The organism is Thermococcus argininiproducens (assembly GCF_023746595.1).
Lineage (GTDB): Archaea > Methanobacteriota_B > Thermococci > Thermococcales > Thermococcaceae > Thermococcus_A > Thermococcus_A argininiproducens.
In genome coordinates, this window is sequence record NZ_CP080572.1 from 158,942 (window position 1) to 174,832 (window position 15,891).

Sequence of the window (15,891 nt, forward strand, 5' to 3'; positions counted from 1 at the left end):
TATTAGGAGGTGAAAGATACGAACATAAAAGAGATTTCAGAGGAACTTGAACATCGGATCAAACCTAAAGGTGCTCCCATAGCATTTAAGATGGTAAAGACTCATGAGATCCCAAAATACAAAGCCATCAAAAAACTAAGACGGAAACTCACCCTATGCCAAGTTTTAAAGTTAGTGGCAATACATGAAAAGACATATAGAGTCGATAGCAGAAGCTTAGCTGCGTGTGTTTTTGGGCCTTATATCCTTGGATTCGAAGAACTTCCTGAGAAATTAAAAGCAAAGTGGCTTTTAGGCAAGAAATATACTGAAGAAGGTTACGAAAAAATGATAAACGATATTATACACCTCCCACATGGAGAATATCAAGAAGCCATTTTTGGACCATTAAGGGATTTCTATCATCTAAAGATTAGTCCAGATGGTGTTATACTAACAATTAATCCTACCCAAGCTTATCTACTTCTGGGAGGTTATTATGACTCAGAGTTCAAAAAACCGATTTCTGCTTTCAATGGCCATGCCGCATGTGAGATTGTAGCGGCTCTTGTCTTAGGAGATCATCCCTGGATCAATATTCCTTGCGGAGGAGCAAGGGCTATGGCACATGTCCAGGATGATGAAATTTGGTTTGGAATGAGTGTCGAGGAGTTAGAAAGTGCACTAACTAGGATAAAAGAAATCGATGCAAAGTATCCTCCCCAAATATATCCCCTACTCACGGCCGGCCCTCATCCACATCATCCATGGACAAAATTGCTCGGAAAGGATGATATTTAGAATTGTATTATGGAGGTGATAAGATTGGATTTGCCAAATAAAGAAAAATGGGATACCGAAAAATATTGGCTGACCCCTTACAATTGGATTGAGGAAGTACGATCCAAAATAACCCCCCCTGAAAGAGTAGTACTACATGACGCCACAGTTAGAGAAGGCCAACAAATGCCTGGAGTTGCTTTTAAGAGAGATGAGATAGTGATGATTGCAAAGGCCCTAGATGAGCTTGGCATAGACAGGATAGAATTAATTCCATTCCTTTCAAAGGATGACGAAGAGGCTGCAAAAGAGTTAGTAGACATGGGGCTCAATGCAAAACTTCTCTCCTTTGTAAGCTGGAAAAAAGAAGACACAGATTTAGCTTTAAAACTTGATCTAGAGGGAATTGTCTTAGATTTTGTTGGAAATCCCTGGCAAGGAAAGGTGTTTTGGAATTTAAAGCCAGAAGAAATCATCGAGAGAGGCCTTAACGCCGCATTATACGCAAAAGACCATGGCCTTTATGTAGTGGCAATGCCTTGGGATGATTTCAAGGCTCCCCTAGACTTTGTAGAAAAGAACGTAAAAGCATTAGTAGAGGCCCATGTAGACAGAATTACCATATGCGACACATATGGAGATGCTCTTCCTTGGGCCATGGAATACGTGATGAAACGGCTTAAAGAGGCTGCTGGCAAGACTCCCTTAGAACTACACATACACAATGACTTTGGATTGGCAACTGCTGGTGCTTTAGTCGCCGTAGCTTCTGGGGTGGAAGGGCTTCATGTAACAGTTAATGGACTTGGTGAGAGAGTCGGTTTGTTATCACTCGAGGAAATTGCAGTTGCATTAGAATTTCTACTTGGTGTAAAGACAAACATAAAGCTAGAAAAACTATATGAAGTCTCGAAAATCGTTGAAGAGATCTCAAAAGTAAAAGTCGCAGTAAACAAACCTATAGTTGGGGAAAATCAATTCAAATACACAGCTGGATGGATCACTTGGATGCACAGAAAAGCAAGAGAAGCAGGCAAGCTTACGGGAATGCTCCCATTCATGCCTGAAGCAGTTGGAAGAAAATTGGAATATGTAGTTTCAAAAGGAAGTGGAACTTCATTCGTTGCAGAAAGGTTGACAGAATTGGGGATTACAGTAGAAGATCCCGAAGTTATGAGAAAAATAGCATATAAAGTTAAAGAGACTGCTAACACCCTAAAAAGTACTGTACCAGACTCTTTATTGATAAAAATTGCAAGGGAAATTTTGGAAAAGGAGGGGAAGTAAATGGAAGTTAAGATTCGCGAATTTGAAACCGCAGGTGTTAGGTTAAGAGTAGACCTAATTTCAAGAACTCAAGAAGATCTTATTGGAGATCTAAGCTTTATTCAATACAGACTTGGAGGCCTAAAGGAGGTTCAAGATATAAAAGAAATCCAACCAGATATAGTGTGGTATGCAGATGTAGAAAAAATAGACATCAGTTATAACCCAAATGGGAAGGTTTTGATGTTATACGGACAACTGCCACCGGGAGATATACAAAAATTAATGCTTGCAATGATAGTCAGAAAACTCCAAGAGAATGGCATATACAATTTCCACTCTACAGCCGTGAATTACAAAGGGAAAAACATACTCTTTATGGCCGGTGAAGAAAACCACGGAAAGACGATGAGTTTAATTGAAGCCGTCAGAAGAGGAGGCGCAATTATAGGCACGGAGAGTGTATTAGTTAACGAAGATCTAAAAGTAGTAGAAGGCAGTCGGGATGTCTTTATAACAAAGAGAGTGAAGGGCACAGAAAGATCAGACTTACCTCCTGCAACCGCGGGAGTATGGAAGTTCTTTGATAAACTACCAGAATGGAGATGGGTAGAAGAGTTTGGAAAGTTAGACCTCATAATAATTCCAGATATCGATGGCAATTTTGACACATTTGTCAAAGAACTCGACACTTACGAGAAAATGTATCAGACCTTCATATGCCTTACAGAAACCTATTTCATGGCCCATTATATGCTTTCTAGTAAACGGCCATTCCCACTTATCGACTATCAAGAACTACGGGAAAGAAGGCTGAGATTTGTTAAGAAAGTTGCAGATGAGCTGGATGTATATTTAATTCGGGCCAAAAACCCGCAAATTATTATGGATGAAATTGAAAAAATTATTTGAAGGAGGTAGAAGGCATGGCTGCCATAAAAATTTGGGAGGTTCCGGGAGTAACTGTTCCAAAACCAAATGAAAGAGTACTAAAAGTACTGTTTTCTCCCAATGTCGGCAACAAAGATCTTACTCTATTAGTATCCCTGATATACCCACACAGCACTACTGGGGCCCACACACACGATGTAGATGAATACATGTATATTGCCTCAGGACATGGAGTAGCAATTTCAGAAGAAGGTGAAGTAGAAGTCCACCCCGATATGCTCGTATATGCCCCAGCAGGAGTAAAACACGAGATGAAAAACACCAGCGACGAAACACTAAAATTGATCTGTGTTTACGTACCAGCACTAAAGGCATCGGGATATTTTGAAGAGGCCGAAAAGAGGGCTAAGGAGTTCCTTAGCGATAAGATTTAGCTTATTTCTTTTTTATTTAATATCCTAGTTCTTTTAATTTTTCTTTTAGCAAATTTGCAGAGTTTCTTAGGTTTTCTAAGTCCTCTTGAGTAAGCTCATATTCCACAATTTTTTCCACGCCATTTTTCCCGAGAATAATAGGAACACCTATTGCAATATCCTTAAGCCCAAATTCCCCATCTAGCACTACACTAGCAGGTATTTCTTCCTTTGTATCATTTAGAACAGCGTTTATCATCCTATATGCTGCGATTGCTGGACCGTAAAATGTGGCTCCTTTTTTTCTTATAACCTCTGCTGCTGCAAATCTGACGTTAGAGAGTATTTTGTCCAAATCAGGGAAGCTCTCAACATCTATCAAACCTTTCGATATAAACATGCTATTTCCATGTTCTCCCAGTATCCAAGCTTTTTTTATCTTTTTAGTAGTAAATTCATAGAGGATCCTTTTAAGACGCATTGAATCTAGTGTATTTCCCATCCCAAAGACTTCATTTCGTGATTTTCCACTCTCCTTCCACATAATATATGTCATTAGGTCAACAGGATTCGTTATCACCAGTATTTTACTTTTAGGAGAATTCTGCACTATTTTCTTCGCCACACCTTTAATGATACCTGCATTCTTTGTAGCTAAATCAAGTCTTGTCATATCAGGTGTTCTTCCCAATCCTGCGGTTACTACTATTATATCACTGCCTCTAAGGAGTTTATAGTCACTCCCTCCTATAATTTTTGGATATTTATCGAGACCAGCTGCAGCATGGCTTAAATCCATAGCTTCCCCAATAGCCAAGTTTTCAACGATATCGATGAGGGCAATTTCATCCACATCTAATTGTTGAATACAAGTAAACGCTATTGTTGAGCCCACCCTACCTGTACCCACAAATCCAATTTTCACCTTAATCACCTCAAGATATTTTTTACAAAATTAAAATAGAAAGAAAGATATTTAAATATTTCTTAATAACATATTTTTGATATATTTCTATTACAGAGGTGACAAATGTTATGGAAATAAGTGGGACAAGGGTATGTGTCATTGGTACATTTGATACAAAAGGTATAGAAGCCAAGTATTTGAAAGAGAGAATAAAACTTTATGCCGGAGTGCCTATTTTAATTGACATTTCTCTCAAAAAACACAGTTCCTCCATAGTATCCCCTGATATCCCTAACTACACTGTGGCCCAAGAAGGGGGCAGTACAATTGAGGAAGTTTCTAGGAAAAATCGAATAGAAGCCCAAGAGATTATGATCAAAGGAGCTGTAAAGATACTGAATAATCTCCTAAGGGAAAAGAAAATAGATGGTGTTATCGCATTTGGAGGTTCAGTGGGGACAGGCATGGGTATCAAGATACTCAAAAGTTTACCCTTATTTATTCCTAAATATTTAATAACCACGTTACCTCAAGAAGTTTCCTCCAAGATCGCTGGAAGCGACATTAGGGTCTGGTGGTCTGTCTCAGACATCTCTGGAGGAGACTCAATAAACACTATAGAAGCAACAGTGCTTAATCAAGTTGCAGCTGCTATTATGGGAGAACTAAAAGCAAAACCAGTAGAGATTCCCAGAAAACCAATTATTGTAGCAACCCAGTTTGGAACCACAACACAACACTTATTGATGGGCAAAAGTATCCTAGAAAATGAGTTTGAAGTGATTTCTTTCCATGCTGTGGGACTTTCTGGTGGATATACTATGGAAGAGTTTGTTAGAGGTGAAGAAAGAGTAGTTGCAGTTTATGATCTAACAACCCATGAGATAATAGATGAGATTGCAGGTGGAATTTTAATAGCAAGTCATGATGGAAAACTAAGACTAAGAGCTGCCATTGAAAGAAAGATCCCTCATATAATCCTTCCAGGAGGGCTGGATCAAATTGTTTTTGGGCCTCCCGATACCATTCCCCGTAAATACAGAAAACGCCTTTTTTACGAACATAGTAGAGGAATGGTAACCTTGATGCGAGCAAATGAAAGAGAAATGTATCAATCAGGAAAATTGATTGCAGAACGAGTCAACGATGCTGAAGCTCCTGTAATAATCATAATTCCAATACGTGGGTTCAGTGCCTATGACCAAGACCCTCTTCTTCCCAACTCCTCGGGAGTTTACTGCCAAAAAATCAAAAATTGTGAATTAGTACAAACCACCATACCATGGTGGGATCCCCATTCTGATATGATGCTCTGGAAAGGAATAATGGAAAATATAGACCTAACAAACCCAAATGTAACCATCATCCCATTGGATGCCCATATCAATGATCCAGAGCTTGTACATTTTGTTACACAGATTCTAATAGAAACTATAAAAGATAAATGGAAAGGGCGGAAATACCAAAACAATAAGTTATACATAAATGACCCATACCCTAAGTTTCAAGCATTGGTATCATATTATAAAGGTTATTTTAAGATGAAAAATAACAAAAAATGATACATAAAGTTCAATTTTGAATTTGATATGTGTATAACGTTTATATACCATAAACTATTTAAGTGTAAAGTATCATATTGCATAATGAGAATCTCTCTTGGAGGTGTATATTGTGGGACTGTTTTCTAGAAAAAAGGAAGAAGAGAAAAAGGAAGAGTATGCACTTGGGTCCAAAGTTATAGAAAAATTTCTAGGAGATGACTACTTTCCAGTGAAGTGGGGTGAGAACTGGGACAAAGATCTAAATGTCGAATGGGTAACTGTTTTGAAAGAACATGAAAAGGATCTACACTGGTGGAGAAGCGATTTGCACAATCCACATCCAGCTTTACCAATAATGGAACTCTTCACTTGGTGGGACTCAAAGCTTATAAAAAGCACTGAATACATGTATAGAAGATTCTGGTCTCCCACAGGAAGAGCATGGCCAGCAAAAGTAGTTAATGGGTATGTTTATACTACGATAATTCCCCGAACCGATCCTGACGAGCTAAGAATCTCCGGAAAATATTTCATGAAAATCTTGCCAATATATGCCGATATCTTCTTAGATCAGTGGGACAAAAGGTATCTCCCCGAAATCAAGAAGAACTTGGAGTTTATATTCAACTATCCCTACGAAGAAGCTTCCTTAGGGGAGCTTATGTGGCTCTTAGAAGAGATGATAGACATTTACGACAGACATTGGAAGCTTCACTGGATATTGAACTTCGCTCAATTCGCATCCTTCCTAGACTTTAGAGAAACCGTTCGCCAGATACTTGGTGATGAGAAATACAATACTCCCGAGGTCCAAGACTTACTTGCGAGAATATTAGTTTCCACAGATGACGTCAATTGGGACTCTCTAAAGATATTATATGAGATCAAGGAAGCTGTTAAGGGCAACTCTGCGGTAAGAGAACTATTTGAATCTCCAAAGACTGACGAAGAGGTTTGGGAAGAACTGCAAAAATTAGAGGAAGGCAAAGAAATATATGAAAGAATCGTCAAATTCCTAAAAGAATATGGAAGGAAGTCATTGTATGTATACGAGTATGACCTTCCTACCTGGGAGGAATACCCACCCACAGTCATTGCCCAGCTAAGAACATACCTTGCAATGGACTACGATTTCTACGCAGATAAAGAGTGGATCATAACAGACCAAAAAGAAGCAATAGAGAAACTAATGGAAATGATACCCGAAGATAAGAAAGAACTAGTAAAAGAAAAAATGGAGAGAGCTATTAAAATGGCACCATTAACACCAAACCACCACTTCTACATCGATCAACAAACAAATGCAGCTGCAAAATACGTACTTAGAGAGTTAGGAAAGAAGTTTGTAAAAGAAGGCCTGTTAGAAGAGCCCTATGACATACTTTACCTGAAGTATGATGAGATAAGAACACTATTTGCAGATCCCTCAGAAATTGACGCCAAAGCTTTAGTCAAACAGAGGAAGGAAGAGAGAGAAAAGGCTAAAGAAATTATCCCAGCTCCTTACGTAGGTACAATTACAGAATGGTCTATCAAAGAAGAACCATATAAACAGGGATTATGGGGATGGAGCCTTGAGAAGCTGCAACAAGAAAAAGAAACATACGAACTTGCAAAGACTGGTAAGGCCAAAATCTTAAAAGGTCTCGCAGCAGGAGCACCAAAGGTAATAGAAGGAGTTGTTAAAGTTGTAGAGGGGCCACATGAATTCGACAAAGTTGAAGAAGGAGACATTCTTGTTTGTGACATAACGAGTCCAGCATGGATCTCAGTATATCCAAAAATAAAGGGAGTGATAACAAACAGTGGAGGACTCTCCTCTCACCCAGCAATAGTTTCAAGAGAATTTGGTATCCCCTGTGTAGTGAGCACAAGAATAGCCACCAGGATGCTCAAAGACGGCATGAAAGTGCGTTTGGATGGAATAAATGGTATAGTGACTGTTTTGGAAGAAGAATGAGTTTTTTGAATTTTTATTATTTTTATTTATGTTTTAGGGGGCTTCTATAATGTACATTAAGAGAGATAATGAGTACTTGATAGTAAAACTAGAAAGAGATGAAGATCTTCTAAATGGATTAACAAAAGTTGCAGAAAGAGAAAACATCAAAGCCGGGATGATTATCTCAGGTATTGGAATGTTAAAAGATCTAGAAATGGGATATTACACGGGTACTAAATACCAGCGGAAAAAATTTGAAGGAATTTATGAAATAGTCTCAATAACGGGATATCTCCAAGAAACTGCTCCCAGAGCTCACATTCACATAAGCGTTGCTGATAAAAATAATAACGTCTATGGAGGGCACTTGCTTGGTGGAAAATGCGATCCCTATGCAATCATAGCAATTATTTCATGCAATAAGCTAAGCTTCAGAAGAGTTTATGTGGAAAAAGCAAAAAGGATGGAAACAGAGGTATACGAGGTTTAAAATGCCCATGAGATAAAATTAAGAGTCAAAGAACCTCCCGAATTGCCTTTTCAATTTTCTCCGTACTTGGCATCCACTCTTTTTCTAAGGCTGGGCTGAAAGGAACTGGTGTTGCTGGAGCTGTAACAAGTCTGACTGGAGCTTTCAAGCTCTCAAAGGCTTTACTAACGGCTAAGGCTGCTATATCCGTAGCAAAGCCACACCTTGGATAGGCCTCATCCACTACAACAAGCCTTCCAGTTTTCTTTATGGAATTGAGAATAGTTTCAGCATCTAACGGCACAAGAGTTCTTGGATCGATGACCTCAACACTTATCCCCTCTTCTTCAAGTTTGTTTGCAACTTCTAGGGCTCTGTGGATCATCAAAGCTGTTGCTACAACTGTGACATCCTTTCCCTCTTTCTTAATATCTGCTTCACCAAGAGGAATCGAGTAGGCTTCCTCTGGAACAGGTCCCTTAATTCCGTAAAGCATCTTATGCTCGATGAAAATCACTGGATCGTCATCCTCAATTGAAGATATTAGCAACCCTTTGGCATCATACGGAGTGGATGGCATAACTACCTTTAATCCTGGAACGTGAATGAAGAGCGCATGCAATGATTGAGAGTGTTGTGCTGCAGCGCTTGCTCCTGCTCCAGAGACCGTTCTAATCACTATTGGAATCTTGGCCTTTCCTCCAAACATGTACTTCATTTTAGCCGCCTGGTTGTAAATCTGGTCATATGCAACACCGAGGAAGTCTATGAACATCAGTTCCACAACAGGCCTTAACAAACCGGCTGCAGCGGCTCCTACTCCCGTTCCTATAAATCCGCTTTCTGCTATTGGAGTGTCTCTAACTCTTTCTTCCCCATACTTATCAATAAGTCCCTTTGTAACGCCAAAGATACCTCCATATTTTCCCACGTCTTCACCCATCACAACAACCCTTGGATCCTTGGACATCTCGTAGTCTAACGCTTCATTAAGAGCTTCTGCAAAGGTTATTTCCCTTACCACTGCCATACTAACACCCCCTTTGTTGGGGTTGAGAATACATCTTCAAGAACTTCTTCCGGTTTGGGCCATGGACTTTCCTCAGCAAACCTTATAGACTCTTCAATTTCATTCCTAACTTTCTCTTTAATTTTCTCAAGTTCTTCTTTGCTCAAGAGACCTTTCTCCAAAACTGTTCTCTCAAAAATCACTATGGGATCTTTGTTCTCCCTCCACCACTTTACCTCTTCTCTTGACCTGTATATTTCGGGATCCCCCTCAAAGTGTCCTCTGAACCTGTAGGTTTTTGCCTCTATTAGAGTCGGGCCTTCTCCCCTTCTAGCCCTCTCTATTGCTTCTTTAGCAACTTCATAAACCGCAAAAACATCTTGGCCATCTACACTAACTCCAGGAATTCCATAGGCTGCTGCCCTTTCAGCAACACTCTTTATCACTTGCTGCTTTGAGTATGGAAGAGAAATTTGATAGAGATTGTTTTCACATACAAATACAACCGGAAGCTTCCAAATCGCGGCGAGGTTTATTGCCTCGTGAAAGTTCTGCTGGTTAGATGCTCCATCTCCAAAGAACGCCACAGCAACATTGTCTAAACCATTTAGCTTTATCCCTAATGCTGCGCCTACCGCATGGGGAATTCCACCACCGACTATACCATTTGCCCCTAGCTCGCCAACATCCAAATCAGCTATGTGCATTGATCCTCCTTTTCCTTTGCATATCCCAGTAGCTTTTCCAAATAGCTCTGCCATTGAGGCCTTAATATTGCCTCCCTTTGCAATAAAGTGTCCATGCCCTCTGTGAGTACTCGTTATAAAATCGTCCTTTCTTAGGTGAGCCATTACTCCCGTTGCTACTGCTTCTTCTCCAATGTATAAGTGAACAAACCCTGGTATCTTGCCTTGAGCGAAAAGTTCTGCAACCCGCTCTTCATGTTCTCTTATCTTAACCATTGCTTCATATATCCACAACAGCTTTTCTTTTGGAATCTCAGCCATCTCGCCTCCCCTCTAATCATTTATAGATTTAAAGAAGAGCTTATTTTGTGATGAGGTTATTGGACCACAATACAACTAAACATTGTGACTTTCTTAAAGAAGAAGTATATATACTTTTCTATTTTTATTCCAAAACTTTATTAAGATTCAGTTAAAATAGCGATATGGTGATATATATGTCAAGCGTAAATATCATTATGCCAAAATTAGGTATGACTATGAAAAAAGGTACTATCGTGGAATGGAAAAAGAAGGTTGGAGAGAAGGTAGAGAAAGAGGAAATAATTGCCATAGTGGAGTCTGAGAAGTTAACCGGAGAAGTGAAGGCTCCAGCCTCTGGGGTTTTAGTAAAAATCCTTCACGATGTTGGTGAGGAAGTTCCTGTGGGGGAGGTTATAGCAATAATAGAAACCGAGGGGAGTTGAAATGGTGACGGAAGAGATTAGGATGATTGCTGAGCAATATGACATTGATCTCTCAAAAATACAAGGCTCGGGGCCCAATGGGGAGGTTACACTCGAAGATCTCGAAAAATACATAAAAGAGCACTTCTTTCCAAAAGTAAAAGAAGAAAGAAGAGTGTTTGGAATCAGAAAAGTCATAGCAGAGAGACTCTCAAAAAGCTACAGAGAGGCTGTTCACGTGACCCTAAATATGGAAACCGAGATGGACAATCTCATCGAGATGAGAAAAAAGCTTACTGAAAAACTCAATACAAAGCCCTCATATACCGTTTTAATGCTCAAATGTATTGCAAAAGCCCTTAGGGACTTTATAGAGATTAATGCAACAATGGAAGAAGGAAGAATAGTAATTTACGAGAACATAAACATAAACGTGGCCGTAGATAGCCCAATAGGTTTAATAACTCCAGTGATCAGAGACGTCGATAAAAAGTCACTTGAGGAGCTCCTACAAGATTATGCAGACATTGTTGAAAGAGCAAAGAAAGGTGCACTTAAGGAAAAAGATTTTGTTGGAGGGACATTCACCATTACAAATCTCGGAATGCTTGGAGTTGATTCCTTTACTCCCATAATTAACCCACCCCAAATTGGAATTCTGGGCCTTAACAGAATAGTTCAAAGACCGATAGTCAAGAATGGAGAAATCAAAATAGCAAATACAATGATGCTTTCTCTCACCTTTGATCACCGGGCTATAGATGGAGCACCTGCAGCAAGATTCTTAGGAAGAGTCAAATACTACATGGAAAATCCAGAGAAGGTGTTTGAGAGTGAGTGAATGGAAAAGATACGTTATTGAGATGGGAATGGGGATAGATCAACATGGACAAGATCCAACAAAAGCTGCGATAAAAGCAGTAAAGGATGCAATAAGCAGGGTCTGTGCCGTTGGACTTGTAGAACTCTTTGATCTCAATCCCCAGAACATAAGGATAGAAAGCATTATCGGTGTTCCTTACCCTGAACGTGTGGAGATAGAGAAGGTGAAAGCTGCAATTCCTCTAGAATGCAAGAAGGATGTTAATATTATCGAAGGGGGCCTGAAAGGGCCAGGTATAGCTTTAAAAGAATTTGGAGATAAAACAGATGAGATTCTAATCGCTGTAGCATTTATAACGATCTACGTAAGGAGAGGAACCTGATGAGAAAAATTACAGTTGGAATCATAGCAAACCCTGAATCTGGCAGGGATATAAGGCGTTTGATAGCCCATGCAAGTGTATTTGACAATATGGAAAAGGTCAACATAGTGAAAAGACTTCTGCTCATAATGCAAGAATTGGGTGTTGAGAAGGTTTTAGCAATGCCCGAAACATTTGGAATAGTACCAGCTGCATTGCATGCCGTAGGGGAGCGGCTCTCTCTAGAGGTGGAGTTGCTTCCAATGAAGGTTTTTGGAGACTGGAGAGACACCTTAAAAGCCACAGAGCTCATGAGAGATAAAGTGAACGTCATAATTGTAATTGGAGGAGATGGAACCAACAGAGTAGTAGCAAAGGCCTCTGGAGAGACTCCTTTAATGCCCATATCCACAGGGACAAATAACGTATTTCCGTACATGATAGAGGCCACAATAGCTGGAGCAGCTGTTTCGGCCATAGCGACTGGTACAGTCAAGGCCAAAGAAGGTACATACAAGACAAAAAGAATTGAGCTTTATGAAAATGAGGAGCTTAGAGACATAGCATTAATCGATGCTGTTGCAACGTTGCACTCTTTCAAAGGCTCCAAAGCTGTTTGGAAGCCAGAGTATTTAAAAGAAGTCGTGGCAAGTGTTTCCTCACCCCACAACATTGGACTAAGTTCAATCCCGGGAATGATAATGGAGATAACAGAAAGAGATGATTTGGGAATATATGTAGAGCTTGGTGAAGGGCGATCATTAAAAGCCCCTATAGCCCCAGGGGTATTTAGAAGCATAAAAGTCAAAGAAGTACGAACTCTGGAACTAAACGAAGAAATCGAGCTAAAAACATCTCCATCTCTTTTAGCCCTTGATGGAGAAAGGGAGACCGAGATAAAAGGAAAAATAACAGCAAAAATAACGAGAAACGGCCCTCGGGTTATAGATTACAAAAAGACCCTGAAGATAGCAGCAGAAAGAGGCTTCTTTAGTGATTAATACTACACTTTTTCTATTTTCTCGTTAATCTCCCTTTCATTCACCCGGGGAGGATAGTTCAAATTCCATTCCTTCTTTGAATACCTTTCCTCATAAAGGATCTTAGCTATCTTTAATTCTTCCTTTAATGGATCATCAAAGGTGAGATCTTCCAGTAACACCCTAGAATAGCCCCATATTAATGCATTTACAACATCTTCCATTTTAATTCCCTTCACAAAAGTGGAAAGATTGGCAACCCTATATTTAACTGGATCAAAATTGTGCCATTTTGGAATCTTAAGGAAAGAATAAAGTCTCAACAAATCAGAATTTATTAACAGAGAACCATGTAGAAAAAGAACCCCCCATCTTATACTTGCAGCAGTTCCGGAAACTTTTCTTTCATTTACGACAACATCATTAGTGTTCTTCAAATAACCCCTCAAACCGAGCTTCTTTAGAGCAAGTAAAGTTCCGCGCAGAAGAACACCGTAAAGGTACTCCAATGGATAGTTTACATCCCTCTTAATTACCAAAGAATAGTTTAAACAGCCCTTGTCATGATAAACTGTTCCTCCACCCGTAAACCGCCTTATTAGAGGAACCTTAAACCTCTTGAGGTTTTTTAAGTTAACGTCCTCTTCAACTTTCCTAAAACGCCCAAGGATTACGGATTCTTCATTTCGCCATATCCTCAGTGTATCTCCAATTAGATCCTTTGCCCTAACCCTTGCAAGAGTTTCTTCAAATGCTAAATTCAAGTATGGATCTGAAAATTCAGTAATCAAGATTCTCAACGGCATAATCATTTTTGGAAAGAAAAATAATTAAAAGTTTTGAAAAAACTAAACCTCTATGAGGGCTATTACTTGCCCTTGGGCGATCTCTTCGTTCTCAGGAACCAATATCTTAAGTCTTCCACTGGCTGGTGCCCTTATTGTTTCGGTTATTTTCTCTATCATGATCTCTGCTATCTCTTCACCTTCCTCAACGTGATCTCCATCATGTTTATACCACTGATTTATCACACCCGTTTTATCCTCCTGGCTAATCCGAGGAACTTTCACCTCTACTTCCATCGTCTCTCCTCCAATGTCAAATCAGATTATGGTCTTCACAGCATTGATTATCTTCTCCTTGTCTGGAAGGACATATCTCTCCAAAACTCTGCTGTAAGGAACTGGGACGTCTGGATAAGCTATTCTCACAGGAGGAACTTCTAGAGATACGCCATTTTCAACAACTGTTGCAATAACCTCCCCGCTCATTCCATAGCTCCTGTAATCCTCGTCTACCACAACTAAGCGCCCGGTCTTCTTTACTGAATCCAAAATAGCTTTCCTGTCTAAGGGAACCAACGTCCTAAGATCGATTACCTCAGCACTTATACCCTCCTTTTCAAGCTCTTCTGCAGCCCATAATGCCTCATAAACCATCTTTGCAACTGCCACAATGGTAACGTCATCTCCTTCTCTAACTATCTTTGCTTCCCCAATAGGCACCGTATAGGGCTCCTCTGGAACTTCAACTGCCGCCTCTGGTGGAGAGGGCATCCATCCAAGGCCCATAAGTCCTTTGTGGAAGAAATACATTACAGGATTGTCATCCCTAATGGCAGAAATCATTAGTCCTTTTGCATCGTAAGAGTTTGAGGGAATTACTATTTTCAAGCCCGGCACGTGAGCAAAAAGTCCGTAAAGGCATTGTGAATGCTGTGCAGCATCACTGTATCCGCCACCCATTGCAGTCATTATTACTACTGGCATTTTCACTTGACCGCCAGACATGTAGTGAGCTTTGGCTATATGGTTGTAAATCTGATCCATGGCAACTCCAAAGAAGTCAACGAACATCAACTCAACTATTGGTCTCATTCCCTTGGATGCAGCTCCTAAGGCTGCTCCTATAAAGGCAGATTCACTTATTGGCGTATCTTTAACTCTTTCAGGTCCAAACTTCTCAAGAAGACCGCTTGTTGCACCAAAAATGCCCCCATATGCTCCAATATCCTCGCCCATGACAAATACGTTTTCATCTCTCTCCATTTCTTGGGCTATAGCCTCAGATATGGCCTTATACATGGGGAGTTTTCTTGGCATTTCACTCACCTCCCGCAAAAACGCCCTTTAAAGCTTCTTCTGGTTCGGGATATGGGCTGTTTACAGCAAAATCAATAGCCTCTTGAACTTCCTTAATATTCTCTTCTTTGATCTTGTTGAGTTCCTCCTCTGTGACAATACCTTTCTCCAAAAGCATTTTCTCAAAGTTCAAAAGAGGGTCTTTTTGCTTAGCCAGCTCTAAATCTTCTTTGGGCCTGTAGTGCTGAGGATCTCCTTCAAAGTGGCCCCTCAGTCTATAGACTTTTATCTCAATTAGACTTGGCCCTTCTCCTCTTCTGGCTCTTTCAATGGCCTCTTTAGCTACCTCATACACCGCTATAACATCCATTCCATCTACACTAACTCCTGGAATTCCATAGGCCGCTGCTCTTTCACTGTTCTTTGAAACTGCTGTGGACTTTTCTTTTGGAACTGATATTGCCCAGCTGTTGTCCTCTATTACAAAGATCACAGGAAGTTTCCAGATTGCCGCTAGGTTAAGGGCCTCATGAAAAGTTCCTTGGTTAGCAGCTCCATCTCCACCTACCGCAACCGCAACGTAATCCTCGCCTTTCAGCTTTGCGGCTATTCCTACACCGACCGCCTGTGGAAAGCTTGCCCCAACAATCCCACTACAGCTAAAGTTGTATTTCGCATCAAAGAGATGCATATGGCCTCCTTTGCCACCTGATAGACCAGTAGCTTTTCCAAAAATCTCAGCTGTCATCTTCTTTAGGTCCACTCCTTTAGCTATCGCAAAGTGGTGGGCCCTATGGGTCCCTATAAGTGCGTCTTCTGGCTTTAGATGCATGCAGACTCCCACAGCGGCAGACTCTTGGCCTGAAGAAAGATGGAGTTCTCCTGGTATCGGCCCTGCAGAAATGTCAAATCGAGGGCTTTTCTCTTTATAATACCACTCTGCAAGCGTTTCCTCGTAAGTTCTGATCTTGTGCATTCTTTTGTATATCTCCAGCAAGGTTTCTTTAGGAATCTCCTCTAATTTCGCCATCTCAC

General features: G+C 40.3%; 18 protein-coding genes. 11 read left to right on the forward strand and 7 right to left on the reverse strand.

Translation table 11 applies throughout. The annotated features are described in order from the left end of the window. The first annotated feature begins 9 nt into the window (after nt 1–9). The 4 genes from K1720_RS00780 to K1720_RS00795 are packed head-to-tail and all read left to right on the forward strand — an operon-like array spanning nt 10 to nt 3,350. Nucleotides 10–780, forward strand: coding sequence for a DUF169 domain-containing protein (locus K1720_RS00780; protein WP_251949322.1), 771 nt, complete (start codon nt 10–12; stop codon nt 778–780). Nucleotides 781–804: 24 nt separating this feature from the next. Then, a complete protein-coding gene (locus K1720_RS00785; protein WP_251949323.1) occupies nt 805–2,046 on the forward strand; it encodes a LeuA family protein in 1,242 nt (413 codons plus the stop codon). Further along, nucleotides 2,047–2,937 carry a hypothetical protein gene (locus tag K1720_RS00790; RefSeq protein WP_251949324.1) on the forward strand — a complete coding sequence of 297 codons (891 nt, stop codon included), beginning with the start codon at nt 2,047–2,049 and terminating at the stop codon, nt 2,935–2,937. A gap of 14 nt (nt 2,938–2,951) precedes the next feature. Next, on the forward strand, nt 2,952–3,350 hold the full coding sequence (locus K1720_RS00795) for a cupin domain-containing protein (protein ID WP_251949325.1): 399 nt from the start codon (nt 2,952–2,954) through the stop codon (nt 3,348–3,350). Nucleotides 3,351–3,366: 16 nt separating this feature from the next. Here the strand turns inward: K1720_RS00795 and K1720_RS00800 are convergent, their stop codons facing one another. Continuing rightward, the gene (locus K1720_RS00800) at nt 3,367–4,254 is read right to left on the reverse strand and encodes a malate dehydrogenase (protein ID WP_251949327.1); all 888 of its coding nucleotides are present in this window, start codon (nt 4,252–4,254) and stop codon (nt 3,367–3,369) included. 110 nt (nt 4,255–4,364) lie between these two features. On the opposite strand from K1720_RS00800, the gene K1720_RS00805 reads away from it, so the two are divergent. The 3 genes from K1720_RS00805 (at nt 4,365) to K1720_RS00815 (ending at nt 8,212) form a co-directional block, all read left to right on the forward strand. Continuing rightward, nucleotides 4,365–5,798: a Tm-1-like ATP-binding domain-containing protein gene (locus K1720_RS00805; RefSeq protein WP_251949328.1), complete on the forward strand. Its 1,434-nt coding sequence runs from the start codon at nt 4,365–4,367 to the stop codon at nt 5,796–5,798. A gap of 112 nt (nt 5,799–5,910) precedes the next feature. After that, entirely contained in the window at nt 5,911–7,740 is a 1,830-nt protein-coding gene (locus tag K1720_RS00810) for a PEP-utilizing enzyme (RefSeq protein ID WP_251949329.1), read from the forward strand. Nucleotides 7,741–7,789: 49 nt separating this feature from the next. Beyond that, nucleotides 7,790–8,212, forward strand: a complete 423-nt coding sequence (locus K1720_RS00815; protein WP_251949331.1) for a PPC domain-containing DNA-binding protein — start codon at nt 7,790–7,792, stop codon at nt 8,210–8,212. Nucleotides 8,213–8,237: 25 nt separating this feature from the next. Here the strand turns inward: K1720_RS00815 and K1720_RS00820 are convergent, their stop codons facing one another. Further along, nucleotides 8,238–9,221 (reverse strand): alpha-ketoacid dehydrogenase subunit beta, encoded by a 984-nt coding sequence (locus K1720_RS00820; protein WP_279347054.1) that lies wholly within the window; start codon nt 9,219–9,221, stop codon nt 8,238–8,240. After that, nucleotides 9,209–10,207, reverse strand: coding sequence for a thiamine pyrophosphate-dependent dehydrogenase E1 component subunit alpha (locus K1720_RS00825; protein ID WP_251949333.1), 999 nt, complete (start codon nt 10,205–10,207; stop codon nt 9,209–9,211). Before K1720_RS00825 ends, K1720_RS00820 begins: the two co-directional genes overlap by 13 nt. 164 nt (nt 10,208–10,371) lie before the next feature. Here K1720_RS00825 and K1720_RS00830 point away from each other — a divergent pair, with 164 nt between their 5' ends. The 4 genes from K1720_RS00830 to K1720_RS00845 are packed head-to-tail and all read left to right on the forward strand — an operon-like array spanning nt 10,372 to nt 12,796. Then, on the forward strand, nt 10,372–10,632 hold the full coding sequence (locus tag K1720_RS00830) for a biotin/lipoyl-containing protein (protein WP_251949335.1): 261 nt from the start codon (nt 10,372–10,374) through the stop codon (nt 10,630–10,632). Between the two features lies 1 nt (nt 10,633). Further along, nucleotides 10,634–11,452: a dihydrolipoamide acetyltransferase family protein gene (locus K1720_RS00835; RefSeq protein ID WP_251949336.1), complete on the forward strand. Its 819-nt coding sequence runs from the start codon at nt 10,634–10,636 to the stop codon at nt 11,450–11,452. Further along, nucleotides 11,445–11,816: a Lin0512 family protein gene (locus K1720_RS00840; protein ID WP_251949338.1), complete on the forward strand. Its 372-nt coding sequence runs from the start codon at nt 11,445–11,447 to the stop codon at nt 11,814–11,816. Before K1720_RS00835 ends, K1720_RS00840 begins: the two co-directional genes overlap by 8 nt. After that, the gene (locus K1720_RS00845; RefSeq protein WP_251949340.1) at nt 11,816–12,796 is read left to right on the forward strand and encodes an NAD(+)/NADH kinase; all 981 of its coding nucleotides are present in this window, start codon (nt 11,816–11,818) and stop codon (nt 12,794–12,796) included. The genes K1720_RS00840 and K1720_RS00845 overlap by 1 nt, the downstream gene beginning before the upstream one ends. A 2-nt stretch (nt 12,797–12,798) precedes the next feature. On the opposite strand, the gene K1720_RS00850 is transcribed toward K1720_RS00845, so the two are convergent. Genes K1720_RS00850 through K1720_RS00865 form a run of 4 tightly spaced genes read right to left on the reverse strand, consistent with a single transcriptional unit; the run spans nt 12,799 to nt 15,886 of the window. Next, on the reverse strand, nt 12,799–13,581 hold the full coding sequence (locus K1720_RS00850) for a lipoate--protein ligase family protein (protein ID WP_251949341.1): 783 nt from the start codon (nt 13,579–13,581) through the stop codon (nt 12,799–12,801). A gap of 42 nt (nt 13,582–13,623) precedes the next feature. Then, complete coding sequence (locus K1720_RS00855) at nt 13,624–13,857, reverse strand: lipoyl domain-containing protein (protein ID WP_251949343.1); 234 nt, start codon at nt 13,855–13,857, stop codon at nt 13,624–13,626. Between the two features lie 21 nt (nt 13,858–13,878). Further along, nucleotides 13,879–14,877, reverse strand: coding sequence for an alpha-ketoacid dehydrogenase subunit beta (locus K1720_RS00860; RefSeq protein ID WP_251949344.1), 999 nt, complete (start codon nt 14,875–14,877; stop codon nt 13,879–13,881). Between the two features lies 1 nt (nt 14,878). After that, a complete protein-coding gene (locus K1720_RS00865; protein WP_251949346.1) occupies nt 14,879–15,886 on the reverse strand; it encodes a thiamine pyrophosphate-dependent dehydrogenase E1 component subunit alpha in 1,008 nt (335 codons plus the stop codon). Between the last annotated feature and the right edge of the window lie 5 nt (nt 15,887–15,891).

Coding starts and splice junctions, on each gene's coding strand:
- K1720_RS00825 (WP_251949333.1), bottom strand. CDS start 10,207: ATGGCTGAGATTCCAAAAGAAAAGCTGTTGTGGATATATGAAGCAATG.
- K1720_RS00835 (WP_251949336.1), top strand. CDS start 10,634: ATGGTGACGGAAGAGATTAGGATGATTGCTGAGCAATATGACATTGAT.
- K1720_RS00790 (WP_251949324.1), top strand. CDS start 2,047: ATGGAAGTTAAGATTCGCGAATTTGAAACCGCAGGTGTTAGGTTAAGA.
- K1720_RS00795 (WP_251949325.1), top strand. CDS start 2,952: ATGGCTGCCATAAAAATTTGGGAGGTTCCGGGAGTAACTGTTCCAAAA.
- K1720_RS00845 (WP_251949340.1), top strand. CDS start 11,816: ATGAGAAAAATTACAGTTGGAATCATAGCAAACCCTGAATCTGGCAGG.
- K1720_RS00820 (WP_279347054.1), bottom strand. CDS start 9,221: ATGGCAGTGGTAAGGGAAATAACCTTTGCAGAAGCTCTTAATGAAGCG.
- K1720_RS00850 (WP_251949341.1), bottom strand. CDS start 13,581: ATGCCGTTGAGAATCTTGATTACTGAATTTTCAGATCCATACTTGAAT.
- K1720_RS00860 (WP_251949344.1), bottom strand. CDS start 14,877: ATGCCAAGAAAACTCCCCATGTATAAGGCCATATCTGAGGCTATAGCC.
- K1720_RS00855 (WP_251949343.1), bottom strand. CDS start 13,857: ATGGAAGTAGAGGTGAAAGTTCCTCGGATTAGCCAGGAGGATAAAACG.
- K1720_RS00830 (WP_251949335.1), top strand. CDS start 10,372: ATGGTGATATATATGTCAAGCGTAAATATCATTATGCCAAAATTAGGT.
- K1720_RS00865 (WP_251949346.1), bottom strand. CDS start 15,886: ATGGCGAAATTAGAGGAGATTCCTAAAGAAACCTTGCTGGAGATATAC.
- K1720_RS00815 (WP_251949331.1), top strand. CDS start 7,790: ATGTACATTAAGAGAGATAATGAGTACTTGATAGTAAAACTAGAAAGA.
- K1720_RS00805 (WP_251949328.1), top strand. CDS start 4,365: ATGGAAATAAGTGGGACAAGGGTATGTGTCATTGGTACATTTGATACA.